This is a genomic window from Chryseobacterium viscerum, from assembly GCF_002899945.2.
In the GTDB taxonomy this organism is placed as follows: domain Bacteria; phylum Bacteroidota; class Bacteroidia; order Flavobacteriales; family Weeksellaceae; genus Chryseobacterium; species Chryseobacterium viscerum.
Genome location: NZ_PPEG02000002.1, coordinates 141,670 through 166,272, shown reverse-complemented (window position 1 = coordinate 166,272; position 24,603 = coordinate 141,670). Strand labels below are relative to the sequence as shown.

The following is a 24,603-nucleotide window of genomic DNA, read 5'->3' as shown; positions in this document are numbered from 1 at the left end:
AAGATGCAATTAATAATAACGGATTAAGGAGTGGAATATCCACAATTATAAAATTCTGGCTCTTAATAATATAATGGATCCTGCTGAATGAATATATATATCAGGAAAATAAGGGAGAATTAATCTTAAAAACAAGCCTGCAAGAATCAGGATTTCGCCACGAATTTTATATCGTATAATCAGATAAAGCATAAAGGGAAAGATCAGATAACACATCCACTCTGTATTCAATGACCAATAGACAATATTCAGTAAACGATTGGGATTAAAAAAGCACTGTACCAATCCGGCATTAATAAAAAAGTAAGCCACGGAACACCTCTCATCAACAGGATAATAAAAACAATTGATAAAAAATATATCGGATAAATCCTATTGATTCTTTTCTTATAAAAAGTCTGTATTATTTTAAATTCCAAAGCTTTAAACTTCCCAGAATAGGAAACTGTCAGCAAAAAAGCACTTTGTACAAAAAAGACATCTACAGCAAGATAACCTTTACCTATCAGATTTAGACACTCTTTTTAAGCTAAAAATAATATTATCCGGAAATCCTTCATCTTCCTTCCCTTCTTCCAAAATAAAATCATGCTTTAATAGAAGTCCTTTCGAGTTTTCATTAAATTTACTGGTAATTGCTACAATTTCCTGTAAATGCAATTCATTAAATCCGCAGTCTAAAACCGCTTTCAAAGCTTCGGACATAATTCCCTGTCTGTGATATTCCGGCAGCAATTCATAACCGACTTCAGCTGTTTTCCGATCTTCAGAAAAATTCCAAAGACAAATTGTTCCAATAAGATTCTGCTGACCTTTTAAAGAAATTCCAAAATAGGCGGTATGATTGTTTTTAGTTTTTTCTTTAATGGTTAAAATAAACTGAAGTGCATCATAATTATTTTTTGGCGAATTTCTCCGCACAAACCGGTTGGTTACTTCATTGCTTCGAATCCGTAAAATATCTTCAGTATCGTTTTCATTGATTGCTTTTAAAATCAATCTTGTGGTTTCCAGTTTCATTGGTAAGATAGAATAAATAGTTTTATATTTTCTGTTCAGTGCAGTTGTTTCAGATATCTCTCAATGCCAGCGCTTCCGAAAATTCATTTTTGTCAGCATCGAGATTCATAAATAAGTACACGCCGTATTTTATGGAGTAATTTCTTTCATAAACAACAATAGATTTTTCTTTATCTCTATCATTCTTTTTGTACTCTTTATCATAATGATCCTCTTTTTTTCGATGATGGTTGAACGTTTTTTTCATGTCTTTATTTTTAAGACTTTTCACCAAAAGCTTTTTACCTTCAGGTTTTTTGTTCTTCCTGCTATAGGTTTTCTGTTCACCTTTTTTAGCCTCATTTTTTTGAATTTGGGACTGAACCTGAATACCTGCCAAAAGAAAAAGAAGAGCAAGTAGTAAATTTTTCATGATTATCGTTATTAGTGCAATAAATATAAGCCTTAACCACTATACGTTCAAACTTTTTCCTTCTAAAAAGAATGATTCTATTTTTTAATATAAACCATTAAGGGTTTCTAAGGAAGGAATGATAATCAAGAGAAAAGCAAATCTTAAAGCTGTACCATCAAAAACATTAGATTTTCTTACCTCATCTTAAAATTTTTATCATTTCAATCGTTAAAAAAACATCCAATTCAACGTTAATTTATTCTGTAAATCTCTCGGATATACGTAATAATCAAAATTCTCACTAAATTTGCACTGTGTATATAGATAAAGAAGATTTAGACGAATTAGAGTTTCCGCAATTGCTCGCGGAAATCTCCCCATTTGCGTATTCTCCGAAAACAAGAGAAAAAATTCTTCAACTTCGCCCAATGGAAATAGAAGAGGCGGAACTTTCCTTAAAAAAAACCTCAGAATATCTGTCGAGTTTTGAAAGTTCAAATGCGATTCCGTTTGATGAATATGAAGATATTGAAAGTGAGCTGAAAGTGATGCTGATTGAGAACTACCGTTTGGAAAACACGGCTTTCATCAAAATAAAAACCATCACGGAACAGATCGGAAAATTGCAAAAATTCTTTCCTACCATGCCGGAAACCTTTCCTAATTTACTGGAAGAAGTTTCTGTACTGGAATTCAGAAAAGAAATCATCGATAAGGTAGATAAGGTTTTCAACCGATTTGGTGAGGTAAAAAGTGAGGCCTCTCCAGCTTTAAAGGATTTGAGAACTGAAATTCAGCATGCTAAAAAAGCGATTCAGGAAAATTTCAACCGTGCACTCACCACGTATGGACAGAGTGACTTTTTGGATGATATACGGGAAACGATTATTGACGACCAAAGGGTTTTGGCAGTAAAATCAGGATTCAAAAAAAGAGTTCCCGGAAGAACGTTAGGAATTTCCAAAACGGGTTCCATTACTTACATTCAGCCGGACAGTGTTGTAAAACATTATTTCAAACTTCGCGAGAGTGAGGAGGAAGAGAAAAAAGAAATTGACAAAGTTCTCCGAAAGCTTACTGCAGAACTGGCAGAATTCCAACCTCAACTATGGAGATATCAGGTTTATATTTTTGACCTTGACCTTACGAGAGCCAAGGCTAAGTTTAGTGAATTGATCAACGGAGTTCTTCCGAAAATCAACCATCATAGAACGTTGAAATTAAAAGATGCTTATCATCCTTTGTTGTGGCTGAGAAATAAGATTGAGAACAAGATCATCCACTCACAGACACTGAGTTTAACGGATCACAACAGAATCATCTGTATTTCCGGACCCAATGCCGGTGGAAAATCTATCACGTTGAAAACGGTCGGATTATTACAGCTGATGATTCAGAGTGGTATTCTGGTTCCTGTACATCCTAAGTCTGAAATGTTTTTCTTTGAGAAGATGATGACCGATATCGGGGATAATCAGTCCATTGAAAACCATTTGTCAACCTATTCATCCCGATTGAAAAAAATGTCTGGAATCATCCGCGAGGCTGATGCCAATACGCTTTTACTGATTGATGAATTTGGGACAGGTTCTGATCCGGAACTAGGAGGTGCTCTGGCTGAAAGTTTCATGGAGTTTTTCTATGATAAAAAGAGTTTTGCCATTATCACGACGCACTATACCAATATTAAACTGGTCATAGAGCAGCTTCCCAACGCTCAGAATGCAGCGATGCTTTTCAATGAAGAAACATTGGAGCCGATGTATAAACTGGAAGTGGGACAGGCAGGAAGCTCATTTACTTTCGAAGTTGCTGAAAAGAATAAAATTCCAAGATTTATCATCCATTCTGCCAAGAAAAAGGTAGAACATGATATCGTAAATCTCGACAAGACTATTGTAAAGCTGCAACAGGAAAAATTCGAGGTTGAAAAACTGAAAGTTGATCTTGCAGAAAGGAAAGAATCTGTAGAAGATAAGCGTGATAATCTTCAAAAACTGAATGACCAGCTTCAGCAGAAACTGTTCAATTTCCAAAAACTGTATGAGGAGGAACATCGTAAACTTCAGTTTGGAAATAAGATTGAAACATTCATCGACAGTTATACCAAAGGAAAATCCAGAAAAGATGTTGTAAAAGACTTTGTAAAGCTTCTTGAGCAGGAAAAATTCAGGAAATTAGGTCATGACAAAGATGAAACTAAACGTCTGCAGGTCGTAAAGAGAAAAATCACTCAACAGCTGAAAAAGGAGGATGTCATTGAAAAAATCGCAGAAACCAATGAGAAATTGGAAGAACAGCGTAAAAGTGACCGAGCTGTTTGGATGAAAATCGGACAGCGTGTTCGTATTACCGGAAGCACCAGCGTGGGAACGATCGAGAAGATTTCCCGAAACAAGGTGATTGTCAATTACGGAACCTTCAAGACAACGATTGATGCCGATGAACTTGAGAGAATTTAATTAATCTGAAATGAGTTTGAAAATGAACTCATTCTACGCAAATACGAAGAGAGAGTGCCATAAGGTGCTCTCTCTTTTTTTATGCTTTATCCTATATTTTTTCTATTTTTATCTAAAACTATAATTTATGAAACCATTAAAAGCCCTTTCAGACCTTTTGCCAATACCCAGTTATACGGTTATTATTCTATGCTTTTTCTTTCCTTTTTTCCTGATAAAATGTGGAGATACCACTCTAATGTCTGTCAAAGGAACTGATCTTGTAACGGGAGTTTCCAAAAAAGCCATCAATGAGCGAATGAAGGAAAGCCTCAAAAAAAGTTCACCTTTTGGCGCTGCATTCGGAAATGATAAAGCAGAAGCAGACAACTCTTCAGACACAGATATTGAATATTCACCTCTGAATGAACCTAAGGATAAGAAAGACCAACAAAATATCTCTCCTAACCCATTTATCATCATTGCATTGCTGGCTGCCATGGCAGGCATTGCCGTTCAGGTGATGAAGAATATCAGAAAGAAATATCTTTATCATATCATTCTCTCTATCATAGGACTCACCTCTTTGCTTATCTTTTATCTGACGTTTCAATCCAATATGGAAGGATTTGGAAATAATAAAATGGCGATGGGATTCGGAAGTGATATTTCGATCAGCTATGGTTTCGGAACTGCGTTTTATCTATGTAGCATTTTATATCTTTTCGTCCTTTTATTCTATGGAGTCTTTTCTTACTTTCTAAAAAATGATCCACAGGCCATTTATGACTCTACAAAACAAAATACAGAATCTTAAAACTGTATTCCAGATAAAAAAAGAGTGCTTTTTCAAGCACTCTTTTTATTTTATTTCTTAATAAATTTTAGGCGGGTTACCTTTTCTTTGTCTTTCAACTGAATAAAATATACTCCTTTTGATAGATGATGAATGCTCACATTATGATTTGAAACTTTACCTTCTTCTGTTTTTTGTCCTACAGCATTATAAATTTCAAAATTGGCTGCTTCTGAAATTCCTGAGATATTTAAAATATCCGATGCCGGATTGGGAGAAATACTAATTTCTTTATTCTTTTCTAAAGATTCTTTTGTTGCTAAACTTGAAGCATCAATAAACTCAACTTCATAATCTTGTATTTCATTTGTAGGACCACAATTCGTAAAATAAGGTGTAGTATTAGATATTACCCTCATAGCTACCTTACATTCTCCTTGTCCGGCTTGTAAAGGCACATTAAAAGTTGCCGTAGGATTCATATCTGTGCTATTGGTTGAATATAGGATTCTTTCACTAGAAGAATCAAAACTTCTATCTCCATTGTAATCAATCCAAATTCCTATCGTAGTTGGATTTTGAGTAGAAGGTCCCGCTTTAGTAACAGAAATAGTATTATTACTGCTTCCACGAACCAATTTTACCTTACGAGTAGGATCCGAACGGTAATTTGAGTAAGCCTTTGTTCCTGTTGAATTACTAACCATTGATGACAAGTCAGTTGCATTAAGTGTAACATTAGATGCATACAGATAAGGGGTAATTACAGCAGTAGAATTTTCAATACAATACCACATTGGTGTTGTAAAAGTAATAGGTGTCGAATATCCTCCTCCCGCTTGTACATATTGCACTTTTACTTCATAAGTAGTACACTGCGTCAAATCAATTGTTATTGAAGTACTTGTAGTATATCTGGTAGTTGAACTTATTTCTCCCACTTTTTTATAAACAACCATGCTTCCTGTTCCGATTTGAGGAGTCCAGGAAACAGTAGCACTGGTAGGAGTTATATCTGTTATTGTAACATTTGCAGGTGGTGGTAATAATGAAACAGAATTTTCTTTGATTTTCAATACATTACATTGGTAAAATGAAATAATTGACAAAAGAAATAGCAAAAATATTTTTTTGATCATGACTATTAGTTTAAGTTTGACTTCAAAATTAATTAAAAATTTTTGATGAAATAAATAATATTTAAATTATTATATTTTCTCAGTAGATTGAGAATTAAAGAGGTAGAAATTATATTTTTAGTTATAAAATATTTCTGTTAATGATTTTGTTTTATGCTATCATCTGAAACAAATACAAGATTTTAAAGAACTACAGCAGTATAATTATCTCCCCAAAAGCATTTAATTTATATATTTGGGGGATCAAAAAATTTTCATGATGACTTTCATAAACAAAGCATTCTATGTATCCGCTTTCAGTATTTTTTCTTTAGCCTTTGTAAAAGGACAGAATAAAGTTCCTTTCGGAGTTGTAAAAGCTGAAGAGGGATATGCCAATGTACGGGTTCATAAAGACAATTACCGAAAAATTGTAGACAAGATCCGTATGCGTAAAGGTGATGTATTCGTTTATGTAAAGCCCGCTCCCGGAGAAACAGAATGGATTTGGATCAAATATCCTGAAAAACAGGATGATGACAAACCATTTGTGCGTTATGAAACTCTTGATAAAGAAGGGATGGTTAATAAAGAACGTATTGCTTATATCGATCAGCTTCCAGCCTATACTCCTTCAAAATCTAAAAACGGGAGATCACTTATTTTCACAGACAATTCTGATCCTAAAATTCCTACTGCTCAAAGAAGCAAAGTGGTGATTGATGTCTATCCTTCCAACGCTGGCTACCGTAAAAAGGAAAAAGATGCAGAAGGAAAACTTCTTACCATCGATAAAGTAAAACCCTGGGGAATTGGAAACGACCTTCCTGAAGGGATGACCGAGATCAAATCGATCAGAGTACAGCAGCCCGGAAGAGGTTCTGTTTTTGTAAGAGAAGCTATCAAAAATATGTTCCAGCCTACCATGGATTTTGAGAACATTGGAGTAACCTCTCTTGATAATGACAATATTTTCCTATACATGATAAATGGTTCAGGAGAGAACAGATATACCACTCTCTGGACGATCAAGAAAGGTAGAGTAATCAGCCAGATTATTTACCATAATCCGGAATAAATTCATTATTTTTGCACTCGAAAAGTTTTACACTTATTCATCACAGAAATTGGTTCTGCATCACTGCAGATTAAAAGGGAACCGTGTGAAAATCACGGACTGTCGCGCAACTGTAAGTAACTGAAATCTTTATCAAAGATCCACTGTGCGAGGCATGGGAAGGAGATAAAGATGTTACAAGTCAGGAGACCTGCCTTTTTCTTAAACATGTAACTTTCGCGATTTGAAGTTGTATTGATCTGATGGATTGTTTCAGGAATTCTATAAGTTCCTGTCATTATTCTGTTATTTTAATATCATTTTATTTCGCTTTAATTAATAATGATATATGACTACAGAAGAAAGAATTGAAGCATCCGAAACCAGAATCTTTAAAGCGGTTTTCCCTAACACAACCAATCATTATGATACCCTTTTTGGAGGTACGGCGATGCAGCTGATGGACGAAGTAGCTTTTATTACCGCAACCCGATTTGCAAGAAAAAGAGTGGTAACAGTGAGCAGTGACAAGATCGATTTCAAGAAACCTATTCCTGCTGGAACGATTGTTGAGTTGATCGGAAAAGTGTCATACGTAGGAAAAACCAGTATGAAAGTAAATGTTGAGATCTACACCGAGCAGATGTATTCCTATGAAAGAGAAAAAGCCATTGTAGGTGATTTCACTTTTGTAGCGATAGACGAATTCAAGAAACCAATCCAAATACTATAATTAAAAAGCTTCGGGCGGCCTTTGGCCGCCCGAAGCTTTTCTATTCTCACTGAAATTATTTCAAAACTTTTTCTGTTTCCAGACTTCTGTTCAGCAGCAGTTCAAAAGCCTCTCCCATTTCATCCGAAGCTCTCGTGATTGCATTTTCAAGTATATTTCTTATTTGCTTTTCTGTTACTCCGGCTTCCGTCCAGCTCTTTCCTGAAGTATGGGAATTTAAGATAAACGGCATTATTCTGTCTATTCCACAGGCAAAAACAGCATCTGGGGTTTCCTCTTCTTCAAACTCAAGCCACAGATTAAAAAATTCCGAACGTAAAGGTTCATCCAGAATTCCGAAGATCTTTTGAGCAGATGCTTTCTCTCTTTCAAACTTTCCTACCATTGCTTTTTCATCAAAAATAAAAGTGTCTCCGGCTTCTATCTCCACAAGATCATGAATGGAAAGCATTCTTATCACCCTTAACAAATCTATATCCGTGCGGTTTTTCGCATAGGGATAAAGGATCTGAGCCAGAATGATAATCTGCCAGGAGTGTTCCGCTGTATTTTCTCTTCGGGAATCGTCTGCATTATAATTTCTTCTCTGTACATTTTTCAAAGCATCCACTGCCAGGATAAAATCGATCTCTTTCTGAATTTTCATCTTACTTCTTATTTTCTATTATATTGATCTGCAGGATATACTTTCGTTTTGGTATTCCATTTATTATTGATCTTTTCTTTCGTTATTACCTTTACCTGACCTTCATTGGTTGTATCTTCTTCCTTTTCAAAGACCATATCCAGTCCTTTATTCGGAATTACGGCATATTCCATCGTGAAAAAATTGCAGCAGCCTGATCTTCCATAGGCAATGAGGCGTTTGCGCTTGGCATCAACATCAAAAATATCAAGGGAATTGGAAGCAAGATCCGTAAGCTCTTTACTCTTCACAAATGCCATTCTGGTACTATTGAACACATATACATCATATGAAGCAGCGCTATAGTTCCCCATATTTCCGTTCCTTATGGCAATGTCTTCTGTTCCGTCAAAATTAAAATCATCTATAATCACAGAATTTTGCGGCTTCGTTAACTGAATCATTTTTCCCGGGGTCAGTTTCTGGCTTTCTTCTATTTCCAGAACAAGATCATCGGAAACAAAGGATTGTACCTTACTGTTTCTGTTATCAAACAGCTCCACAGTTCCCTTTCCACTGCATCGGCTGTCATAGCAATTTTCTACCTTGATGATGGCACTATAGCTCTTTGACACATTTTTTACTTCAAACTGATATTGTCCGAAACATAAGGGACCCAATACAAGAAAAGCCGATAGGTTCTTATACTTATTTAAAATATTCATGGTAATAGTAATTTGGATTTAGGTGTTTTCTATTGCTAACAAAAATACGAATCATAATACCGATCTCAAAATCTCTCAGAATTTAAAACCGTTTTATTCCTTCAAATAAAAGAATATCCGTTGATAAGAAGCTGTTTCCCGCTATCCGCTCATACTCCTCGCTCCAGACCTACACCCCAACCTGCTGTGGGGTAACCGCTGCTATAGGGGCTATGATATGAGTAATCGGTAATAAGCAATAATTAATGAATGATGATTTTTTTCTCTGCATTTATTTCAATTTCATTTAAAATTTAGACATTTTTCACCCATTTTCCACTCAAATTCATTTTCCTTAAAATTCGTATTAAAAATTATTTCACTGATTGACAACTGATTACACTATTTATTTTAAAAATTTTACTACTTTGTATTGCATATTACCATTTAATTTACATATCTTTGTAATGTAAAATTAGAATAGGCTCAACTAGCTAGGGGCATTTTTCTAAAAATATAACTAATTAACAAAACTTATCAAAGATGAATACCGAAAATACCAAAGCGCAAATGCGAAAAGGGATTCTGGAATTCTGTATTCTAAGTCTCATCAATAATAGAGAAATGTATGTTTCCGATCTTATCGATGAACTGAAAAAAGGAAAACTGGATGTAGTAGAAGGGACCCTCTACCCTCTTCTTACAAGACTTAAAAACGGAGAGTTTCTCTCTTACAGATGGGAAGAATCTACAGGAGGACCACCCAGAAAATATTATCAGATCACAGAAAAAGGGAAACTCTTTCTGGATGAACTTCAAAACACATGGAATGAGCTGACAGCGTCAGTCAACCAAATCACCCAACAAAATTAAAAAACAAAGCTATGAACAAGACACTCTCAATAGGACTCGCAGGTTTTTCTTTTACCATAGAAGAACACGCATATATAAAGCTCAGCGACTACCTGAATGCTCTGAGAAGCTCACTGGACGCTTCTGAGGCTGATGAGGTAATGCATGACATAGAAATAAGAATGGTGGAGATTTTCAAAGATTCTCTGGGAAAACGTGAAGTAATCAACGATACCGATGTAGAAAAGGTAATCGCACAGATCGGAAGCCCTGAAAAAATTGAAGAACAGGAAGAAGCTTATTTTTCTGAAAAAACATCAGCAAGAAATACCTATTCAGGAAATAATTATACAGATAAAAAACAACTGTTCCGTGATCCGGAAAAACAAAAAGTAGCCGGAGTTTGTGCAGGTTTAGCTCAATATGTAGGAATGGATATTACCACAATGAGAGCAATCTGGCTGGGAATCTTCGTACTAGGAATTTTCACAGCAGCCATCTCATCTTCATTGATCGGTCTTTTATATGTAATCCTTTGGATCGTACTTCCAAAAGCTGAAACAGCAGCAGATTTCCTGAAAATGCAGGGAAAGCCTATGAACTTCGACAATCTTAAAAATGAGTCTAATAAATTGGTGCAGTTTGCCAATGAATCTACTCAGAGGGTCGGAGAAATATATAACGAAAACAAGCCTTACATCAACAATGCAGGAAGCGGTATCTGGAATGTATTCAAATACATTGTAGGAGGGTTCTTCGTATTGATGGCTGTAGGAAGCATTATCGGAGTATTTGTATTATTCGGTCTTTTCGGAATGGATACAGACTTCCCAGGAGCTAACGAAATCAGATTCTACATGGATGATCAGGGACTTGATAAAGTACTGGCAGCTATGATGGTCATCGGAAGTTTAATTCCTGCTATTCTTTTCAGTTTATTAAGCATCAAGATATTCTCTCCAAAAACAAAACTGAGAAATATCGGATGGGTAATAGGAGGTTTATTTCTTCTTCTGATCGGGTTAGGAACTTACTTTGGACTAAGCATGGCCAAAAAGAACATGATCTACAAAGGAAATAAAGAAGATGTAGAAAATGTTGCCATCAACACAACTTCAGATACATTGTATGTAGATGTAAAGCAAATCAACATTCCTCAGAATTTTAAAGCTTACAACAATGATATTTATTCTGATAAAAGATCTGTGTATGAAGAAGATTATATTTCAGTAGATGTAACCAGAAAACCGGATATCAAAACCCCTTATCTGATCATCAAAAAGGAAGGAAATGGTTATAATTTCCCTATCCAGCTGACGGTTCCTGTAGAAGTTGTAAACAATAAAATATTACTTCCAAACTATGTAAAATATCCATATGAACACAGATTCAGAGACTACAGCGTAAATTATGAGCTTGTAGTTCCACAAAAAACCATTGTTATCTCAATGAAGAAGAACGATATCAATATAGATGGAGACTTAGACGGAGACGGGATCAATGACAACGAGGAGGACAGAGATGAATACCACAACGGTGTTAGAGTTGAAAAAAATAAAATCACGGTAAACGGTTCTAGTATCGAATACAACTCTGATGATCAAGACAGCATCATCGTAAACGGTAAAAAAGTTCCAAACAACCAGGCAAAGAAAGTAATTGATTCTGCAGTGTCCAATATCAAGAAAATAAACAAAGATGTGGACATCAAAATCAAAGACGGAAAAAACGAAATTTCCATACAAACTAAATAATTAACTTCAGAGAGTGGTAGAAGGTGTGGGTGGATGGCAACCGTTTGAAATTCACACCCTTCTTCTCTCAGAAAAGTGAAAATAAAGCAATATTTAGTTCTTTATGTAAAAAAAATGTTTTAATTTCGTACTGTTAAAATTTAATAACCAATCAACCAAAAACACAGCCTTATCATGATACAATTTGCAATGGAATTCGTAATGAAAATCGTAGATTTAATTAGCGGTTTATTTTAAGAGCGATAATATTTCAATATATTTGTAAAGTATAACCAAAATTTGGTTATACTTTTTTGTTTTTAATCCAAGAAATCTATGAAAAAGCTAATAGGTAAAGCAATGTTAAAAATATTAGGTTGGAAGGTCGTTTTACAAGGCGATGTCAACAACCTGAACAGATGCATCCTTGTGGTAGCACCACATACTCATAATATGGAATACATTTTAGGGAATTTCTCCTATTGGTCTTTAGAGAAACCTTTAAAAATCATCATCAAAGATGCCCATACCAAAGCCTGGTACGGAAGTATTGTAAAAGGACTTGGAGGGATCGGTATCGACAGAAGCCAGAAAAATGACCTTGTGAATTTCGTAGCGAATCAATTTTCCAAAGAAGATTTCAGCCTTGTGATTACTCCGGAAGGAACAAGAAGCTGGGTACCGAAATGGAGAAAGGGATTCTACCACATGGCTTTGGCTGCAAAAGTTCCTATTGTACTGGCCGCAGGTGATTTCAAAAGAAACATTGTTTATTTGGGGTACACCATTCCTTATGAAAGAATAGCATCGGTTCCTTTTTCAGAAATCATGGAGGAAATTCAGGATTATTATGTGAAAAATGATATTGTCCCTAAAATCCCTACCAACTGGAACCCCAATATTATGGGAACCGGAAATGAATAGATCTAGAAACAAAATTAATCATACAAAATGAAAGGTCAGACAAAAGAAGAAATACTAGCATTCATCAATAACTGGGGAGATGTAACGCTTGCCAAAACCCTTGAAATAAAATTCATCGATATTGATCTCGAAAATGAAACCCTTACAGCGACAATGCCTGTTCTTCCAAGAACGCATCAGCCATTTGGGATCATGCATGGAGGAGCAAGCTGCGTCTTAGCTGAAACCTTAGGGTCAAGCCTGTCTAATATATTTATTGATGGTGAAAAGTATTATGGAGTTGGGACTAATATCAATTCTAACCACCTAAAAAGCAAAAAAGACGGAATTGTAACTGCTACCGCACGTTTTATCAGAAAAGGAAAGACTATGCACGTTTCTGAGATTGAAATCCGTGACGAAAAAGGAGTGCTTATCAACCACACTACGATGACGAATAATATCATCAATAGATAAGTGACAACAACATAAAAAATAAAGAGCTTAAAATAAATTTAAGCTCTTTTTATTTTGACATATTTAAGACTAATAATACCTTTGTAGAAAGGAAAATTGTAACCGGAATTTCCTGTATATTTCCGGTGGTTAATTTTCAAAATGCATTCATAACTCATGATTTATTTCAAACTTCCTTTCGACGAAAGACTCTTGTCTGCGGATGAAAAAAATATAAAAAATGCGGTCAAATTTCATTCTTATAATGGCTTAGATCATATTCACTTCAATGGAGATATTGTTGAAATTGATCCGTCCGAATTTGATCATACTTCGATCACAAACGAGGCATTCATTAATGCCCCAACCGACAGCATCGCCGAAACCAGGGAAGAATACTGTAAAACATTACAGGAAGTCATCGAAGTGATTAAAGAAAACAATCTTCCTAAGCTGGTTTATTCAAGAAGAAAAATTTTTACAGACTTTGGGATCATTGATTTTAAGGAGAGTTTTAATAATATATGTAAATCCTATCCAAATGCCTTCAGATACCTCTTCAATGACGGAGAAAATGCATGGATGGGAGCTTTCTCCGAAGTATTAGGAAAGTTCAACAAAACAACCCATGAGTTTGAAACCATGGCGTTGGCAGGAACTCTTCCTGTGTTGGAAGAATGGTCTGAAAAAGAAATTGAAGAACAAAAACCAGTCACCAGTTATATTCAAGACATTCTTAAAAACTATTCTGATAAAATACAGCAATCGGAAACCTATGATCACATTTCCGGAAATATTAAGCATTTAAGAACAGATTTTAAAACAACCATTCAGCCAGAGGATCTTGACAGGATTATTCAGGACCTTCACCCTACTCCGGCAGTTTGCGGTATTCCTAAAGATTTTTGCAATGAAAACATCCGTAAATACGAGAAATTCCCCCGTGAATTCTATGCGGGTTATATTAAGGTCGAAACTGAAGACAGTATTTTGTATTTTGTGAATCTGCGTTGTGCCAGGCTTTATAAAGACGCTGTACATATTTTTGTAGGAGGCGGAATAACCGCTCAAAGCAGCCCTGAAAAAGAATGGAAGGAAACGGAACTGAAGTCTGAAGCGATATTGAAAAATCTGGTTATTTCTTAGATGTTGGTGAATATTTTCTATGTTACGAAAATATAATTGCGCTCCACTTTATTTTATAGGTTTTAGCTAAACCCCACCCCTATTGAATAGAAAAGCCAATATTGTATCTAATGACCACCTAATTCCTGCTACCTATTACCTGCTACCTATCACCTTCCACCTAAAAAAAACAAAAAACCTCCTTCAAAACGAAAGAGGTCCTATATCTATAATGAAATATTCAATTTATTTCTTTACACCGATTCTGCTCCAGGTATCCATAACGAAAAGCAGGATAAGGCCTATTGCAGCAGCTGATGCTGAGAATACAAACCTAAGGTTATCTTCATCTCCTAAGATATCTGTTGTCTGCCAGTTGATAGCGTAAAGATTGATGGCGATGAATACAATAAACAGTACTAAAAATACTTTATAAAACTTCTTCATGACTCTTAAAAATTAATATAATTCTGCACCAACTGTGCAAAATTTGCGGTGAATAATTTAATTGAAATTGCCAAAAGGATAATTCCGAAAACTTTCTGAAGGATCATCAAAGTAGCATCCCCAATTTTGCTCTCCAACCATTTCGCTGATTTCAGCACCAAATATACGAAAATTGTGTTAAGAATAATTCCCAAGATAATATTAATATCATGGAATTCAGCTCTAAGAGACAATGCCGTTGTTAAAGTTCCGGCACCTGCTACTAGCGGAAATGCGATGGGTACAATAGATGCAGCCTTTGCTTCGGTTGTTTTATTAATTTCAATTCCTAAAATCATTTCCAGGGCTATGATAAAAATCACAAAAGCTCCGGCAATTGCAAAGGAATTGACATCCACACCAATAAGTTTAAGGATCTTATTTCCTACGAAAAGGAAAACGATCATAATAGCACCCGCAGTGATTGATGCCTTCCCAGCTTCAATCTTTCCAAACTTCTGCTGAAGGCTTACGATAATAGGCACCGAACCGATAATATCGATCACGGCAAACAGAACCATAAAGCTGGTAACGATCTCTTTAAAAGAAAAACCATCAAAAATTTCCATCTCTTTGTAATTAAAAATTTCGCAAAAATATGAAAATAAACTGACTATTTGCTAATTTGTGAATATAAATTAACAATTGTTTTCAAAAGTTCTTCAAGAGCATCAGTAGATTTCACAGGATTATATTTTTCCATTTGAACTCTTTGCTGGAGTTTGCTGTATTCTTCCGCCACTGAAGATCCATTGTGCTTTTCAAGAAAAGTCTTAAACTCCGCAGCAGAGCCTTGGAAATACTGGCTTCTTACTTCCTCATCCAATTCTTCCAGTGTGATAAAGAACTTTTCATACTCTCCGTTATCTTTAAGATTTTCCAGATATCCAAAGTAATCATTGATATCTGTTTTCAGCAATTCTCTGATTTCTTTTTCTGTTTCAGCCACTGAACCTAAAGGTTTTGCCGGTATAGTTTCCCTAACTAATGTACGTTTTTTTTGCCAATTTTTAAATAACAGATAAGCAACAATTAAGCTTAGCAGAATTGCAATATTGATCAAAAGAACATTCCAGTGGAATTTACTTTTTTCTTTTACTTTAAACGAAGTGGTTTTTAAAACCGGAGTATTTACCGTTTCCAAAAGGTTATTGGTATACTCATTTACCTTTTCTACTGTAGAGCGGGCTTCCAGGATCTGATCGTGAGAAAATGCATTCAGATCCAGCGTTTTTTGTCCCAGATCTACATATTCTTTATTTTCAGGATCAAAGAAAGCAAATTGCTCGGTTTTAATAGCTATCGTTCCGGATTTGTTCGGAATAATAACATAATTAGCCAGAATCTCTCCTTTCATTCCTGCAGTTCCCGGAGAAATTTTAGAAGTAATTTTTGGAGCAAAAACCTCATAGTCCGGAGATGCTGCAATTTTAGGAAGTTCCATATCCGGCAGGTTACCTTCTCCTGAAACTTTTACTATAACATTCAATGGTTTCTTGGCTTCCGGTTTTTCTTTGGAAGCATTATATACGTTTACATTAAAGTTCCCAACCGCATTTTTAAAACATTCTGGTGCTCCTTCCGGAAGTTTTCTTACATTGATTTTTACTTTATTGGAAACAATCTTAGATTTGTTAGAATAGGTACTTACAGAGGCTGATACCCCAGGAACTTCTACATAACCGGCTTCATTTGGAAATACCATAAACATGGCCAATACCTGTGAAGGCATATTTCCATATCCGGACGGATCTATCTCAGACTTATCAAAATTGATAGGATGTACATTGATATTGTCCTGCTGTGGAAGATGAATATTCTTTACCTTTCTCAGGTTATCCATACTTCTTGAATATACTCTAAGAACAGCAATGGTAGGCTGATCCTGATACACTTCCCTGTCTTCGATCTCCATATTCAGATAGACATCATTGGACGTATTGACTGCCAATGATCTTTTGTCAACAATATCACGGATATTGACATCAAAAGGTTCTGTTTTGTAGATTTTATTATTGACTGTAACCAGAACTGAACCGATCTTTATTTTCCCTTTTTTCTTAGGTTCAAGAGCAATTCTGGATATTTTTTGAGTAATTAAAGTATTGGTAGCAGGATCAATCACAGTATTGGTAACAGATCCACTTCCTATGATATTAAATTTTGAAAGATCCGGCATCTGAAAACCTGTCTGCTGTACAAGATCAGTTCCGTTAAGTTCAAGAACGATGGTAAGATTTACGATATCTTTTCCTACATAATCAGATTTATCAGCATCCAGAGTAAGATTTACCTGTCCGTAAGTAATTACGGATGCTAGAGTAAGCAATATGTAAATCAATTTGTGTTGCATCACCAATCTTTCTCGTTGCTTTCAGGCATCGAATAGGAATTTTTGTTCAAAATTCTTCTGGCAGTTTCTTTTTCTTTTTCGTTTATTTTATCTAAGATCGCATTTTCAAGATTCTTTGGCATTCTGCCTTCATTATTTTGATTCTGCTTAGGGCTGTCACCTTGGTCGCTTTTACCTTCGTTTTGTGGACCATTACCCTGATCTTGCTTTTTGTCTTTGTCGCCTTTGTTCTGATCATCACCTTTGTTCTGATCATTTCCACCGCCGCCTTTTCCTGAGTTATTTTGTTCTTGTTTTTGTTGTTCTTTTTCTTTCTCTTTCAGCTTGGCAATCTCATAATTTTTTCTGGTTGCCTCACTGTAAGGGTCCTGCTTCAAAGCCTTTTTATAATAATCAGCCGCTTTTTCCGGCTGGTTCATCTGCATATATGCATTCCCTAGATTATGAAGAGCGGCCATCTTATCGGGAAGTGTTTGTGAAAGCTTTTCTGCTTTTTCAAACTCTGCCTTTGCCTCTTCGTATTTTTTACTTTTATACAAAGCATTCCCCATATTATAATGAGCGGTAAAATCTTTATTGTTGGATTTTATCGCTTCCATGTATTTTGAGGAGGCTCCGTCATAATCTTTACCGTCAAATTTCTGATTGCCTTCATGAACTAAATTTCTGTAGTTTTCCTGCCCAAACAAAAAGCCTGAGAGCGAGATGGCAACAATAAACGATAAAAATATGATTTTAGTATTCATCACTTGCAAAATTATTCCTTTATATGTTAAGAAACAGAGTTTTATTTGTTAAAATTCGGTTAAAGTACTTGTAGAATTTCTTCTATAAATGAGGGAAAAACTACACATTAAAATCTTTTTTAGGATTAAAAATAAAAATTAAAAAGAAGAACAGAATAGATACTCCTAAAAAATATTGATAATAATGATTGGCATTCTGAGATTTCACCAATGTTACCGCTCCTGCAGACTTCTTACTGATAGCATCTACAATCCTGTCTGGAGCTTCATTGATATTATTTCCGTCAATATAAGTACCTTCCGTAGATTCTGCCATTTTCTTTAACGCTTCCGTCTGTCTTTTCGAAATTACCGTTCCTCCGTTTACATCTGATTTATATCCCATCAGCTGGCCAAAAACATATTCCGGAACCGGAGCTCCTTCATCGGTACCGATACCTACAGAAGTAATACTTATTCCTTCTTTATTGGCTAGTCTTATTGCCGCATTGTCATTTCCTTCATTATCTTCACCATCACTCAGTAATATGACTTTTCTGGATCCTTTGCTTACATTTTTAAATTTCTCAGCCGCTGCCTGCATCCCTTTCAGAAAATCGGTTCCCTGAATCTGCATAGAGTTTGTTTCAAGACCGCTTATATAGGTCTCGGCAGAATTATAATCTGTTGTAAGAGGCATAATGGACATTGCATGCCCGGCAAAAATGACGATACCTACTTTATCATTATTCATTTTCTTCATGGTAGCTATCATCAGATTCTTAGCCTCTGTAAGACGGCTTGGATCGACATCTTCCGCATTCATAGAATTGGATACATCCAGCATAAAGATCACATTATTAAGTTTCTGGGTACTCTTCACCTCCTCCGAACCATTCAGAAGGTCAATGATAGCGAATATCAGAAATAATGTTCCTATCAAATATAAAGCAGGGAAAAACTTCGTAAATCCCGAGCTCTTATCAAATAAATTATCATGAAACTGGCTGGCTGCAAAAATTTCTCTTTTTTTATTTCTCCATTTTAAAAAACGGATCAGAAAGGAGGCTAACAGCGGCAGAAGCAACAGTAAAAGTAAATACCAATAATTTCCTAAAGACCAACTCATCAGCTTAAAATTTTATAAAACACCCATCTCAACAATGCATCAAATACCAACATTCCTAAAGCAATCCAAAGGAATATCTTAAAATATTCTTCATAATTGTAAAGCTTGGAAACTTTCACATCAGATTTTTCCAGTTGGTTGATCTCATTATATACTTCTTCCAGACTGCTGTTTGAGGTAGCTCTGAAATACTTCCCTCCGGTAGTCTGTGCAATTTCTTTCAGTGTATTTTCATCAATGGCAACCTCAGTTTCTGTAAAGATAAGATCTCCAAAAATATCCTGTGAGGTCGGCATCAGGGCATAACCATTGGTTCCAATCCCGATTGAATACACTTTTATATTATTATTTCTCGCCAGTTCAGCAGCTACCTGCGGAGGAATAGCATTCTGAATATTGCTTACTCCATCTGTCATCAGGATAACTACCTTACTTTTTGCTTTGCTTTTAACCAAATGATTCACCGCCACGGAAAGTCCTTCTCCAATAGCTGTTCCAGGCTCAAGACCGGCAGAATTCAGATTTTTAATTTCATCAATAACGACCTGATGATCTGAAGTCACAGGAACTTTTGTGAAAGCTTCTGCAGCATAAGCCACAACACCTATTCTGTCGTTCGGACGTTTCTGAACAAACTTTACAGCAATATCTTTTAATGCGGTAATTCTGTCCGGATTAAGATCTTTAGCCAGCATACTCAAAGAAACGTCAATAGATAGCATAATATCTACCCCTTTTGTATCATCTCTGTCCTGAGAAATGGTAAATGTTCTCGGCCTTGCAATAGCGATGATCAAGGCAGAAAGAATGATATACTTTGAAATTTTCAGTAAAAAAAGTACACCCTGGATACCACCGCTGTGATCCATATTTTTTGTCGTAGGAACTTTTATCCCTTTTCTTTTGCGTCTCCCGGCATCTTTAATTAAAAGTGGGATAAACAGCAGAAAAAGCAATAAAAACCATGGACTGTAAAACTCAAAATTAAACATCCTTTCTTAAGTTTTCAAATTCTAAATCTTTGGATGATCTTTTCACAAAATCCCTGATATTGGCAAAGTCTCTCTCCATCGTAACCTCATCCGGGAAAGTCTTGGCAAATTTCACCAGATCTCCTCTCAGGAATACATCTTCTATTATTTTTTCATTGTCCTGCGAAATGGTATTATTCTTTTTCATGACCTCAATAAGGTCATCGGTAAGAAGTACATCTGCCGGAAGGTGATATTGTTTTGTGATAAAGTTTCTGGAAATATCAATCAGTTCAACATAAAATGAACGGAAGTTTCCTCCTTCGATATATTTTTTCTTTTTAAGGGAATCCAATTCTTTCAATGTCTGATTGGTTGCAACCACGGGAGAACTTTTGGATTTCCTTCCCCATTTTACAAACATGATAATGGCAATAATAAGAGCCACCGCTGCCAATGCCGCAAGAATATAAAACTTATAAAGCTCCCAATAATCCTTAGCTTCAAGTTTCACATCCTTATTATTCATGATGTCATTGATCTGATCTGCTTTTTGAGCCGTATTGATGACATCTATTTCGTAAGGAATTGTTTTAAGTATTTTATCTCCTACTTTGAATTCCAACTCAGGAATGGTAAACTTCCCTTCCTCAAAAACAGAAAATTCAATCTTTCTTTCATAAGAATTTTGATTTTGTCCGATACTGTCCTTAGTTTCTTCAAAGTGAAAAGGAAGCAGTTCATTTTTCGGAGCTGAAGTTACCTGCTGTTCATTAAGATTATCAATTTTTATCGTAAGATGATTGATTTCTCCCAGGGCAAGGGTTTTCTTTTCTACATTAGAGGATAATATCTGTGAAAAAGCATTCGCACAGATCAGAAAAGATAATATTAAAAGTATTTTTCTCAATGTTAAAATAATAAAGGCAGCTGCCTCATGTTTTTTTTAGTTACGAGCTAAGCTCGATGTTATTTTTTCTGGAAGTAATTATACAATAATTTTGAATAATCTGACCCGGTATCGATATTCATAAAACTTGCCGAGCTGTTGGCAAAATCTTCTTCCAAAGCTCTCAGTTTTTGTTTCTGAGCTTCCGCAAAGGTATACCGCCATCTTGCGCTGGAAGTATTAGCCCAGATCTCCTTTCCGGTTTCCACATCATATAGACGGGCATATCCTACATCTGGAATTTCATTGTCTTTTTCATCATAAATCCTCATTCCCAACAGCTGGTGCTTTTTTGATGCTACTCTCAGCATTTTTGAATCATAGGTGTCTTCAAAATCCGACAACAGAAAAACCAATGATTTTCTTTTAAAAATCCCCATCATATATTCCAGAGCCTTATCTATTTTAGATTCTGCCGGGACATAATCGGCAGTCAGAATATTACTGATGATCGAAAGAATATGCTTTCTTCCCTTTTGAGGGGGAATTACTTTATATACTTTATCCGCAAACAGGATCAATCCTACTTTATCATTATTTCCTGCTGCTGAAAACCCTAAGCTTGCGGCAATTTCGGCTACATATTCTCTTTTCAGCTGAACTTTTGTACCATAATCCATGGAAGCAGAAATATCAACAAGGATCATCATTGTCAGCTCTCTTTCCTCTTCCATTACTTTTACAAATGGTTCACGGAAACGTGCTGTTTTGTTCCAGTCGATCCTTCTGATCTCATCTCCAAACTGGTACGGACGAACTTCAGAAAAAGTCATCCCCTGCCCTTTAAAGGCACTGTGATATTGCCCCATCAAAGCAGCCTCCGTCTTTTTTCTGGTACGGATTTCAATCTGCTTTACTCTTTTTACAATATCTTTTATCTGCATAGACAAGTTTAAGGTTTAAAGTTCAAAGTTTGAGGTTTAATTACAAAATTCTGTACAATTTACCCTTTAAGCTCAATGGATACATTCAACCATTCATTATCAAACTTTGGACTGTATTTTTTATAAAAATTGATAGCCGGCTCATTCCAATTTAATACCTGAAATACCATGCCGCTATAATTCTTTGACTTACCATATTCTAATGTGGCATCAAATAATTTCTTTCCGATCTGCTTTCCTCTCAATCTTTCTGTTACTACGAGATCTTCAAGATACAATCTTCTTCCTTTCCATGTAGAATATCTGTCATAATACAACGATATTCCTACTATTTCACTATTGAATTCAGCTACAAAAGCTCCCCATACCGGAGAAACTCCGAAACCGTCATCCGTAAACTCATCTAATGTTACAGTGACTTCATGCAGTGCTTTTTCATATTCAGCCAATTCCCTGATTAAATCCAGCATGGAAGCGCAGTCCTCCTGAACTGCCTTTCTGATTATTACATCACTCATTACGGCGCCTGTATTTTTGCTAAAATTCTATTGATAATTTCTTCTGTTGAAATTTCTTCAGCCTCAGCCTCAAAAGTTAAGCCCATTCTGTGTCTCAATACATCTTTTGCCAATGCTTTTACATCCTCAGGAACCACAAAAGCTCTTCCTTTTAAGAATGCATACGCTCTTGAAGCGATAGCAAGGTTGATGGAAGCTCTTGGAGAAGCTCCGAAACTGATATAATTTTTAAGTTCAGAAAGACCATAGTTTTCCGGATAACGTGTTGCAAAAACCATATCCAGTATATATTTTTCAATTTTCTCGTCCAGATAAATCTGGTTGATCAATTCTTTAGCATCTATAATATCCTGAAGAGAAATCACAGGTTTCACCGTGGGCTGATGTGAAGTGGAAACCATTCTCATCACCTGTCTTTCATCTTCGAAAGAAGGATAGTCTATGGTACATTTCAGCATAAAACGGTCGCTCTGTGCTTCAGGCAGCAGATAAGTTCCTTCCTGATCAATCGGGTTCTGTGTTGCCAATACCAGGAACGGCTTTGGAAGCTTCATGGTTTCATCACCAATGGTCACCTGCTTTTCCTGCATTACCTCCAGAAGAGCCGACTGTACTTTTGCCGGCGCACGGTTGATCTCATCCGCCAATACAAAGTTCGCGAATACAGGTCCTTTTTTTATGGAGAAATCATTGTCTTTGATACTGTAGATCATCGTTCCTACAACGTCTGCAGGAAGCAAATCCGGGGTAAACTGAATCCTGGAAAACTCACCATGAACAGCATCTGCCAATGTTTTTATCGCAAGAGTTTTTGCCAATCCCGGCACCCCTTCAAGAAGAACGTGACCATTCCCCAAAAGCCCCACCAGAAGACGGTCTACCATGTATTCCTGACCAATAATAACTTTGTTGATTTCCTGTTTCAGAAGAGAAAATAAGTAATTTTTTTCCTTTATCTTTTCCGTCAATTGGCGGATATCTTCAGCTTGATATATCTCTGACATAGCTTGATTTAAAATAAGTGGTAAATTTCTGATAAATACTTGCATTAATCAACATAATAAATGCCATTTTTGAGTTAAAGTTTGTTAAATATTCCAGTATTGATGCAAGGTCAAGAACCGCTGAAGTCTTAAAACTCAACAGGATTATTCTATTTTTTTCATAAAAATATATAAATTTTGCTTTAATCATCCGCTCAAAAATTGTCATTTCCAGTTTATTAAACTATTTTTGGTGATTAAAAATTTTGCAAAATGAATTATCATTTTCAAGCGCACAGACAGGTAAGAAAGAACCTTTTGGATGTACTTCGAAACACCTCTCATGAAGATCTGCTTTTGATTCCGGATGGTTTCAATAATAATCTTTACTGGAATATTGCACACACCGTTGCTACACAGCAGCTTCTGCATTATTACCTGAGCGGAAACCCTTTCCGTATTGACAAATACTGGATCGAAACTTACAAAAAGGGAACTTTACCCAACCTGGATGTTCAGAAATCCGAAGTGGAAGATTTAGAATTTTTGCTTACAGAAACTTCGAAGATTCTGATGAAGGATTATGACAGTGATTTCTTCTCAGACTACACGCCTTATACCACGAGTTTTGGAATGGATCTGAAAAGTATTCAGGATGCGATTATCTTCAACAATATGCACGAAAGCCTTCATTATGGGTATGTAATCGCACAAAAAAGAGCAATTCTAGGGGAAAAAGGAAGATAGTTGATGTGAATTTCACTTCGCCAGTCAATGATAATAAAATCTGATTTTATCAACCAAAAATGGATTGATAAGGTTAGATTGACATTTTACAACTCACTATTTAAAATAATAAAATGACAGATAAAAAAGACGATTTCATTTTCGGGCTGCGTCCCGTGATTGAAGCAATTGAAGCAGGAAAAACGATTGACAAGGTCTTTGTGCAAAATGCACTTCAGGGTCCTATTTATGCTGAACTAAAGACAATTTTAGCAAAAAATAAAATCCGTCCCAATTATGTTCCGATTGAAAAACTTAACCGTTTTACAAGAAAGAACCACCAGGGTGTAGTAGCCTTTATTTCAGATGTACCATTTCATAAAGTGGAGGATATTGTTCCACAATTATTTGAACAGGGGAAAACTCCTTTTCTTTTGATTCTGGACAGACTTACCGATGTAAGAAACTTTGGAGCAATTTGCAGAACTGCAGAATGTGTAGGAATTGATGCTATTATTATTCCGGAAAAAGGAGCTGCTCCTATCAATTCTGATGCGATAAAAACTTCCGCAGGAGGAATTTATAATATTAAAATCTGTAAAGAAAACAACCTTGCACACACGGTAGATTTTCTTCAGCAGAGCGGAATTTCCGTATATGCAGCCAGTGAAAAAGCGGAGAAGCTCATTTATGATGTCAGCTTCACAGAACCATGTGCCATTGTAATGGGAAATGAGGAAACCGGAATTTCTAAAGAAGTATTGCATCATTCTGACGAAAAAATAAAACTTCCTATCGAAGGAAAAACTCAATCTCTGAATGTTTCTGTAGCATGTGGAGCGATTTTGTATGAAGCGGTAAGACAGAAAATGACCGTAATACCGAATCCTTAAACCATGAGTATAAAATCACTTTTACCATT

26 protein-coding genes and 1 riboswitch are annotated in these 24,603 nt (G+C 35.8%); of the genes, 11 read left to right on the top strand and 15 right to left on the bottom strand.

Features of this window, described 5'->3' with window-relative positions:
• Positions 1 to 498: 498 nt before the first annotated feature.
• Both C1634_RS04400 and C1634_RS04395 read right to left on the bottom strand, forming a co-directional pair.
• Complete coding sequence (locus C1634_RS04400) at positions 499 to 1,020, bottom strand: GNAT family N-acetyltransferase (RefSeq protein ID WP_103235283.1); 522 nt, start codon at positions 1,018 to 1,020, stop codon at positions 499 to 501.
• Between the two features lie 49 nt (positions 1,021 to 1,069).
• On the bottom strand, positions 1,070 to 1,432 hold the full coding sequence (locus tag C1634_RS04395; protein WP_103235284.1) for a hypothetical protein: 363 nt from the start codon (positions 1,430 to 1,432) through the stop codon (positions 1,070 to 1,072).
• Between the two features lie 296 nt (positions 1,433 to 1,728).
• On the opposite strand from C1634_RS04395, the gene C1634_RS04390 reads away from it, so the two are divergent.
• Positions 1,729 to 3,876 (top strand): endonuclease MutS2, encoded by a 2,148-nt coding sequence (locus tag C1634_RS04390; RefSeq protein ID WP_109737950.1) that lies wholly within the window; start codon positions 1,729 to 1,731, stop codon positions 3,874 to 3,876.
• 127 nt (positions 3,877 to 4,003) lie between these two features.
• Entirely contained in the window at positions 4,004 to 4,672 is a 669-nt protein-coding gene (locus C1634_RS04385) for a hypothetical protein (protein ID WP_103234990.1), read from the top strand.
• A 50-nt stretch (positions 4,673 to 4,722) separates the two neighbouring features.
• On the opposite strand, the gene C1634_RS04380 is transcribed toward C1634_RS04385, so the two are convergent.
• On the bottom strand, positions 4,723 to 5,790 hold the full coding sequence (locus tag C1634_RS04380) for a T9SS type A sorting domain-containing protein (RefSeq protein ID WP_109737949.1): 1,068 nt from the start codon (positions 5,788 to 5,790) through the stop codon (positions 4,723 to 4,725).
• Between the two features lie 256 nt (positions 5,791 to 6,046).
• On the opposite strand from C1634_RS04380, the gene C1634_RS04375 reads away from it, so the two are divergent.
• On the top strand, positions 6,047 to 6,847 hold the full coding sequence (locus C1634_RS04375) for a hypothetical protein (protein WP_103234988.1): 801 nt from the start codon (positions 6,047 to 6,049) through the stop codon (positions 6,845 to 6,847).
• A gap of 33 nt (positions 6,848 to 6,880) precedes the next feature.
• Positions 6,881 to 7,059: riboswitch (cobalamin riboswitch) on the top strand.
• 116 nt (positions 7,060 to 7,175) lie between these two features.
• On the top strand, positions 7,176 to 7,559 hold the full coding sequence (locus C1634_RS04370) for an acyl-CoA thioesterase (protein ID WP_002977578.1): 384 nt from the start codon (positions 7,176 to 7,178) through the stop codon (positions 7,557 to 7,559).
• 55 nt (positions 7,560 to 7,614) lie between these two features.
• On the opposite strand, the gene C1634_RS04365 is transcribed toward C1634_RS04370, so the two are convergent.
• Entirely contained in the window at positions 7,615 to 8,205 is a 591-nt protein-coding gene (locus C1634_RS04365; RefSeq protein ID WP_109737948.1) for an HD domain-containing protein, read from the bottom strand.
• A gap of 8 nt (positions 8,206 to 8,213) precedes the next feature.
• Entirely contained in the window at positions 8,214 to 8,909 is a 696-nt protein-coding gene (locus C1634_RS04360; RefSeq protein ID WP_103234941.1) for an XAC2610-related protein, read from the bottom strand.
• Between the two features lie 522 nt (positions 8,910 to 9,431).
• On the opposite strand from C1634_RS04360, the gene C1634_RS04355 reads away from it, so the two are divergent.
• The 5 genes from C1634_RS04355 to C1634_RS04335 all read left to right on the top strand — a co-directional run bounded on the left by C1634_RS04355 (position 9,432) and on the right by C1634_RS04335 (position 13,978).
• Positions 9,432 to 9,761 (top strand): PadR family transcriptional regulator, encoded by a 330-nt coding sequence (locus C1634_RS04355; RefSeq protein WP_103234940.1) that lies wholly within the window; start codon positions 9,432 to 9,434, stop codon positions 9,759 to 9,761.
• 11 nt (positions 9,762 to 9,772) lie between these two features.
• Positions 9,773 to 11,494 (top strand): PspC domain-containing protein, encoded by a 1,722-nt coding sequence (locus tag C1634_RS04350; RefSeq protein WP_103234939.1) that lies wholly within the window; start codon positions 9,773 to 9,775, stop codon positions 11,492 to 11,494.
• Positions 11,495 to 11,809: 315 nt separating this feature from the next.
• Complete coding sequence (locus C1634_RS04345; protein ID WP_103234938.1) at positions 11,810 to 12,397, top strand: 1-acyl-sn-glycerol-3-phosphate acyltransferase; 588 nt, start codon at positions 11,810 to 11,812, stop codon at positions 12,395 to 12,397.
• A 27-nt stretch (positions 12,398 to 12,424) separates the two neighbouring features.
• Entirely contained in the window at positions 12,425 to 12,853 is a 429-nt protein-coding gene (locus C1634_RS04340; protein WP_103234937.1) for a PaaI family thioesterase, read from the top strand.
• 156 nt (positions 12,854 to 13,009) lie between these two features.
• Positions 13,010 to 13,978: a chorismate-binding protein gene (locus C1634_RS04335; RefSeq protein ID WP_109737947.1), complete on the top strand. Its 969-nt coding sequence runs from the start codon at positions 13,010 to 13,012 to the stop codon at positions 13,976 to 13,978.
• Between the two features lie 225 nt (positions 13,979 to 14,203).
• On the opposite strand, the gene C1634_RS04330 is transcribed toward C1634_RS04335, so the two are convergent.
• The 10 genes from C1634_RS04330 to C1634_RS04285 form a co-directional block, all read right to left on the bottom strand.
• A complete protein-coding gene (locus tag C1634_RS04330) occupies positions 14,204 to 14,404 on the bottom strand; it encodes a hypothetical protein (protein WP_103232907.1) in 201 nt (66 codons plus the stop codon).
• Positions 14,405 to 14,409: 5 nt separating this feature from the next.
• A complete protein-coding gene (locus tag C1634_RS04325) occupies positions 14,410 to 15,012 on the bottom strand; it encodes a MarC family protein (protein ID WP_109737946.1) in 603 nt (200 codons plus the stop codon).
• A 44-nt stretch (positions 15,013 to 15,056) separates the two neighbouring features.
• Positions 15,057 to 16,772, bottom strand: a complete 1,716-nt coding sequence (locus C1634_RS04320; protein WP_228409980.1) for a BatD family protein — start codon at positions 16,770 to 16,772, stop codon at positions 15,057 to 15,059.
• A 23-nt stretch (positions 16,773 to 16,795) separates the two neighbouring features.
• Positions 16,796 to 17,542 carry a tetratricopeptide repeat protein gene (locus C1634_RS04315; protein ID WP_103232910.1) on the bottom strand — a complete coding sequence of 249 codons (747 nt, stop codon included), beginning with the start codon at positions 17,540 to 17,542 and terminating at the stop codon, positions 16,796 to 16,798.
• A 100-nt stretch (positions 17,543 to 17,642) separates the two neighbouring features.
• Positions 17,643 to 18,650 carry a vWA domain-containing protein gene (locus tag C1634_RS04310; RefSeq protein WP_103232911.1) on the bottom strand — a complete coding sequence of 336 codons (1,008 nt, stop codon included), beginning with the start codon at positions 18,648 to 18,650 and terminating at the stop codon, positions 17,643 to 17,645.
• The gene (locus tag C1634_RS04305; RefSeq protein WP_103232912.1) at positions 18,650 to 19,642 is read right to left on the bottom strand and encodes a VWA domain-containing protein; all 993 of its coding nucleotides are present in this window, start codon (positions 19,640 to 19,642) and stop codon (positions 18,650 to 18,652) included. The genes C1634_RS04310 and C1634_RS04305 overlap by 1 nt, the downstream gene beginning before the upstream one ends.
• Positions 19,635 to 20,531 (bottom strand): BatD family protein, encoded by an 897-nt coding sequence (locus tag C1634_RS04300; protein ID WP_103232913.1) that lies wholly within the window; start codon positions 20,529 to 20,531, stop codon positions 19,635 to 19,637. The genes C1634_RS04305 and C1634_RS04300 overlap by 8 nt, the downstream gene beginning before the upstream one ends.
• 59 nt (positions 20,532 to 20,590) lie before the next feature.
• Positions 20,591 to 21,454, bottom strand: a complete 864-nt coding sequence (locus C1634_RS04295; RefSeq protein WP_109737945.1) for a DUF58 domain-containing protein — start codon at positions 21,452 to 21,454, stop codon at positions 20,591 to 20,593.
• 59 nt (positions 21,455 to 21,513) lie between these two features.
• The gene (locus C1634_RS04290; RefSeq protein ID WP_103232915.1) at positions 21,514 to 21,972 is read right to left on the bottom strand and encodes a GNAT family N-acetyltransferase; all 459 of its coding nucleotides are present in this window, start codon (positions 21,970 to 21,972) and stop codon (positions 21,514 to 21,516) included.
• The gene (locus C1634_RS04285) at positions 21,972 to 22,976 is read right to left on the bottom strand and encodes an AAA family ATPase (protein WP_103232916.1); all 1,005 of its coding nucleotides are present in this window, start codon (positions 22,974 to 22,976) and stop codon (positions 21,972 to 21,974) included. The genes C1634_RS04290 and C1634_RS04285 overlap by 1 nt, the downstream gene beginning before the upstream one ends.
• 252 nt (positions 22,977 to 23,228) lie before the next feature.
• Here C1634_RS04285 and C1634_RS04275 point away from each other — a divergent pair, with 252 nt between their 5' ends.
• Together C1634_RS04275 and rlmB are read left to right on the top strand one after the other, a co-directional pair.
• Positions 23,229 to 23,702 (top strand): DinB family protein, encoded by a 474-nt coding sequence (locus tag C1634_RS04275; RefSeq protein ID WP_109737943.1) that lies wholly within the window; start codon positions 23,229 to 23,231, stop codon positions 23,700 to 23,702.
• 113 nt (positions 23,703 to 23,815) lie between these two features.
• Positions 23,816 to 24,574 (top strand): 23S rRNA (guanosine(2251)-2'-O)-methyltransferase RlmB, encoded by a 759-nt coding sequence (gene rlmB, locus C1634_RS04270; RefSeq protein WP_109737942.1) that lies wholly within the window; start codon positions 23,816 to 23,818, stop codon positions 24,572 to 24,574.
• The last annotated feature ends 29 nt before the right edge of the window (positions 24,575 to 24,603 follow it).

Bases quoted from the DNA above. Each gene is read 5' to 3' on its own strand.
- C1634_RS04400 (WP_103235283.1), bottom strand. From the start codon at position 1,020: ATGAAACTGGAAACCACAAGATTGATTTTAAAAGCAATCAATGAAAAC.
- C1634_RS04395 (WP_103235284.1), bottom strand. From the start codon at position 1,432: ATGAAAAATTTACTACTTGCTCTTCTTTTTCTTTTGGCAGGTATTCAG.
- C1634_RS04385 (WP_103234990.1), top strand. From the start codon at position 4,004: ATGAAACCATTAAAAGCCCTTTCAGACCTTTTGCCAATACCCAGTTAT.
- C1634_RS04380 (WP_109737949.1), bottom strand. From the start codon at position 5,790: ATGATCAAAAAAATATTTTTGCTATTTCTTTTGTCAATTATTTCATTT.
- C1634_RS04375 (WP_103234988.1), top strand. From the start codon at position 6,047: ATGATGACTTTCATAAACAAAGCATTCTATGTATCCGCTTTCAGTATT.
- C1634_RS04370 (WP_002977578.1), top strand. From the start codon at position 7,176: ATGACTACAGAAGAAAGAATTGAAGCATCCGAAACCAGAATCTTTAAA.
- C1634_RS04365 (WP_109737948.1), bottom strand. From the start codon at position 8,205: ATGAAAATTCAGAAAGAGATCGATTTTATCCTGGCAGTGGATGCTTTG.
- C1634_RS04360 (WP_103234941.1), bottom strand. From the start codon at position 8,909: ATGAATATTTTAAATAAGTATAAGAACCTATCGGCTTTTCTTGTATTG.
- C1634_RS04355 (WP_103234940.1), top strand. From the start codon at position 9,432: ATGAATACCGAAAATACCAAAGCGCAAATGCGAAAAGGGATTCTGGAA.
- C1634_RS04350 (WP_103234939.1), top strand. From the start codon at position 9,773: ATGAACAAGACACTCTCAATAGGACTCGCAGGTTTTTCTTTTACCATA.
- C1634_RS04345 (WP_103234938.1), top strand. From the start codon at position 11,810: ATGAAAAAGCTAATAGGTAAAGCAATGTTAAAAATATTAGGTTGGAAG.
- C1634_RS04340 (WP_103234937.1), top strand. From the start codon at position 12,425: ATGAAAGGTCAGACAAAAGAAGAAATACTAGCATTCATCAATAACTGG.
- C1634_RS04335 (WP_109737947.1), top strand. From the start codon at position 13,010: ATGATTTATTTCAAACTTCCTTTCGACGAAAGACTCTTGTCTGCGGAT.
- C1634_RS04330 (WP_103232907.1), bottom strand. From the start codon at position 14,404: ATGAAGAAGTTTTATAAAGTATTTTTAGTACTGTTTATTGTATTCATC.
- C1634_RS04325 (WP_109737946.1), bottom strand. From the start codon at position 15,012: ATGGAAATTTTTGATGGTTTTTCTTTTAAAGAGATCGTTACCAGCTTT.
- C1634_RS04315 (WP_103232910.1), bottom strand. From the start codon at position 17,542: ATGAATACTAAAATCATATTTTTATCGTTTATTGTTGCCATCTCGCTC.
- C1634_RS04310 (WP_103232911.1), bottom strand. From the start codon at position 18,650: ATGAGTTGGTCTTTAGGAAATTATTGGTATTTACTTTTACTGTTGCTT.
- C1634_RS04305 (WP_103232912.1), bottom strand. From the start codon at position 19,642: ATGTTTAATTTTGAGTTTTACAGTCCATGGTTTTTATTGCTTTTTCTG.
- C1634_RS04295 (WP_109737945.1), bottom strand. From the start codon at position 21,454: ATGCAGATAAAAGATATTGTAAAAAGAGTAAAGCAGATTGAAATCCGT.
- C1634_RS04290 (WP_103232915.1), bottom strand. From the start codon at position 21,972: ATGAGTGATGTAATAATCAGAAAGGCAGTTCAGGAGGACTGCGCTTCC.
- C1634_RS04285 (WP_103232916.1), bottom strand. From the start codon at position 22,976: ATGTCAGAGATATATCAAGCTGAAGATATCCGCCAATTGACGGAAAAG.
- C1634_RS04275 (WP_109737943.1), top strand. From the start codon at position 23,229: ATGAATTATCATTTTCAAGCGCACAGACAGGTAAGAAAGAACCTTTTG.
- rlmB (WP_109737942.1), top strand. From the start codon at position 23,816: ATGACAGATAAAAAAGACGATTTCATTTTCGGGCTGCGTCCCGTGATT.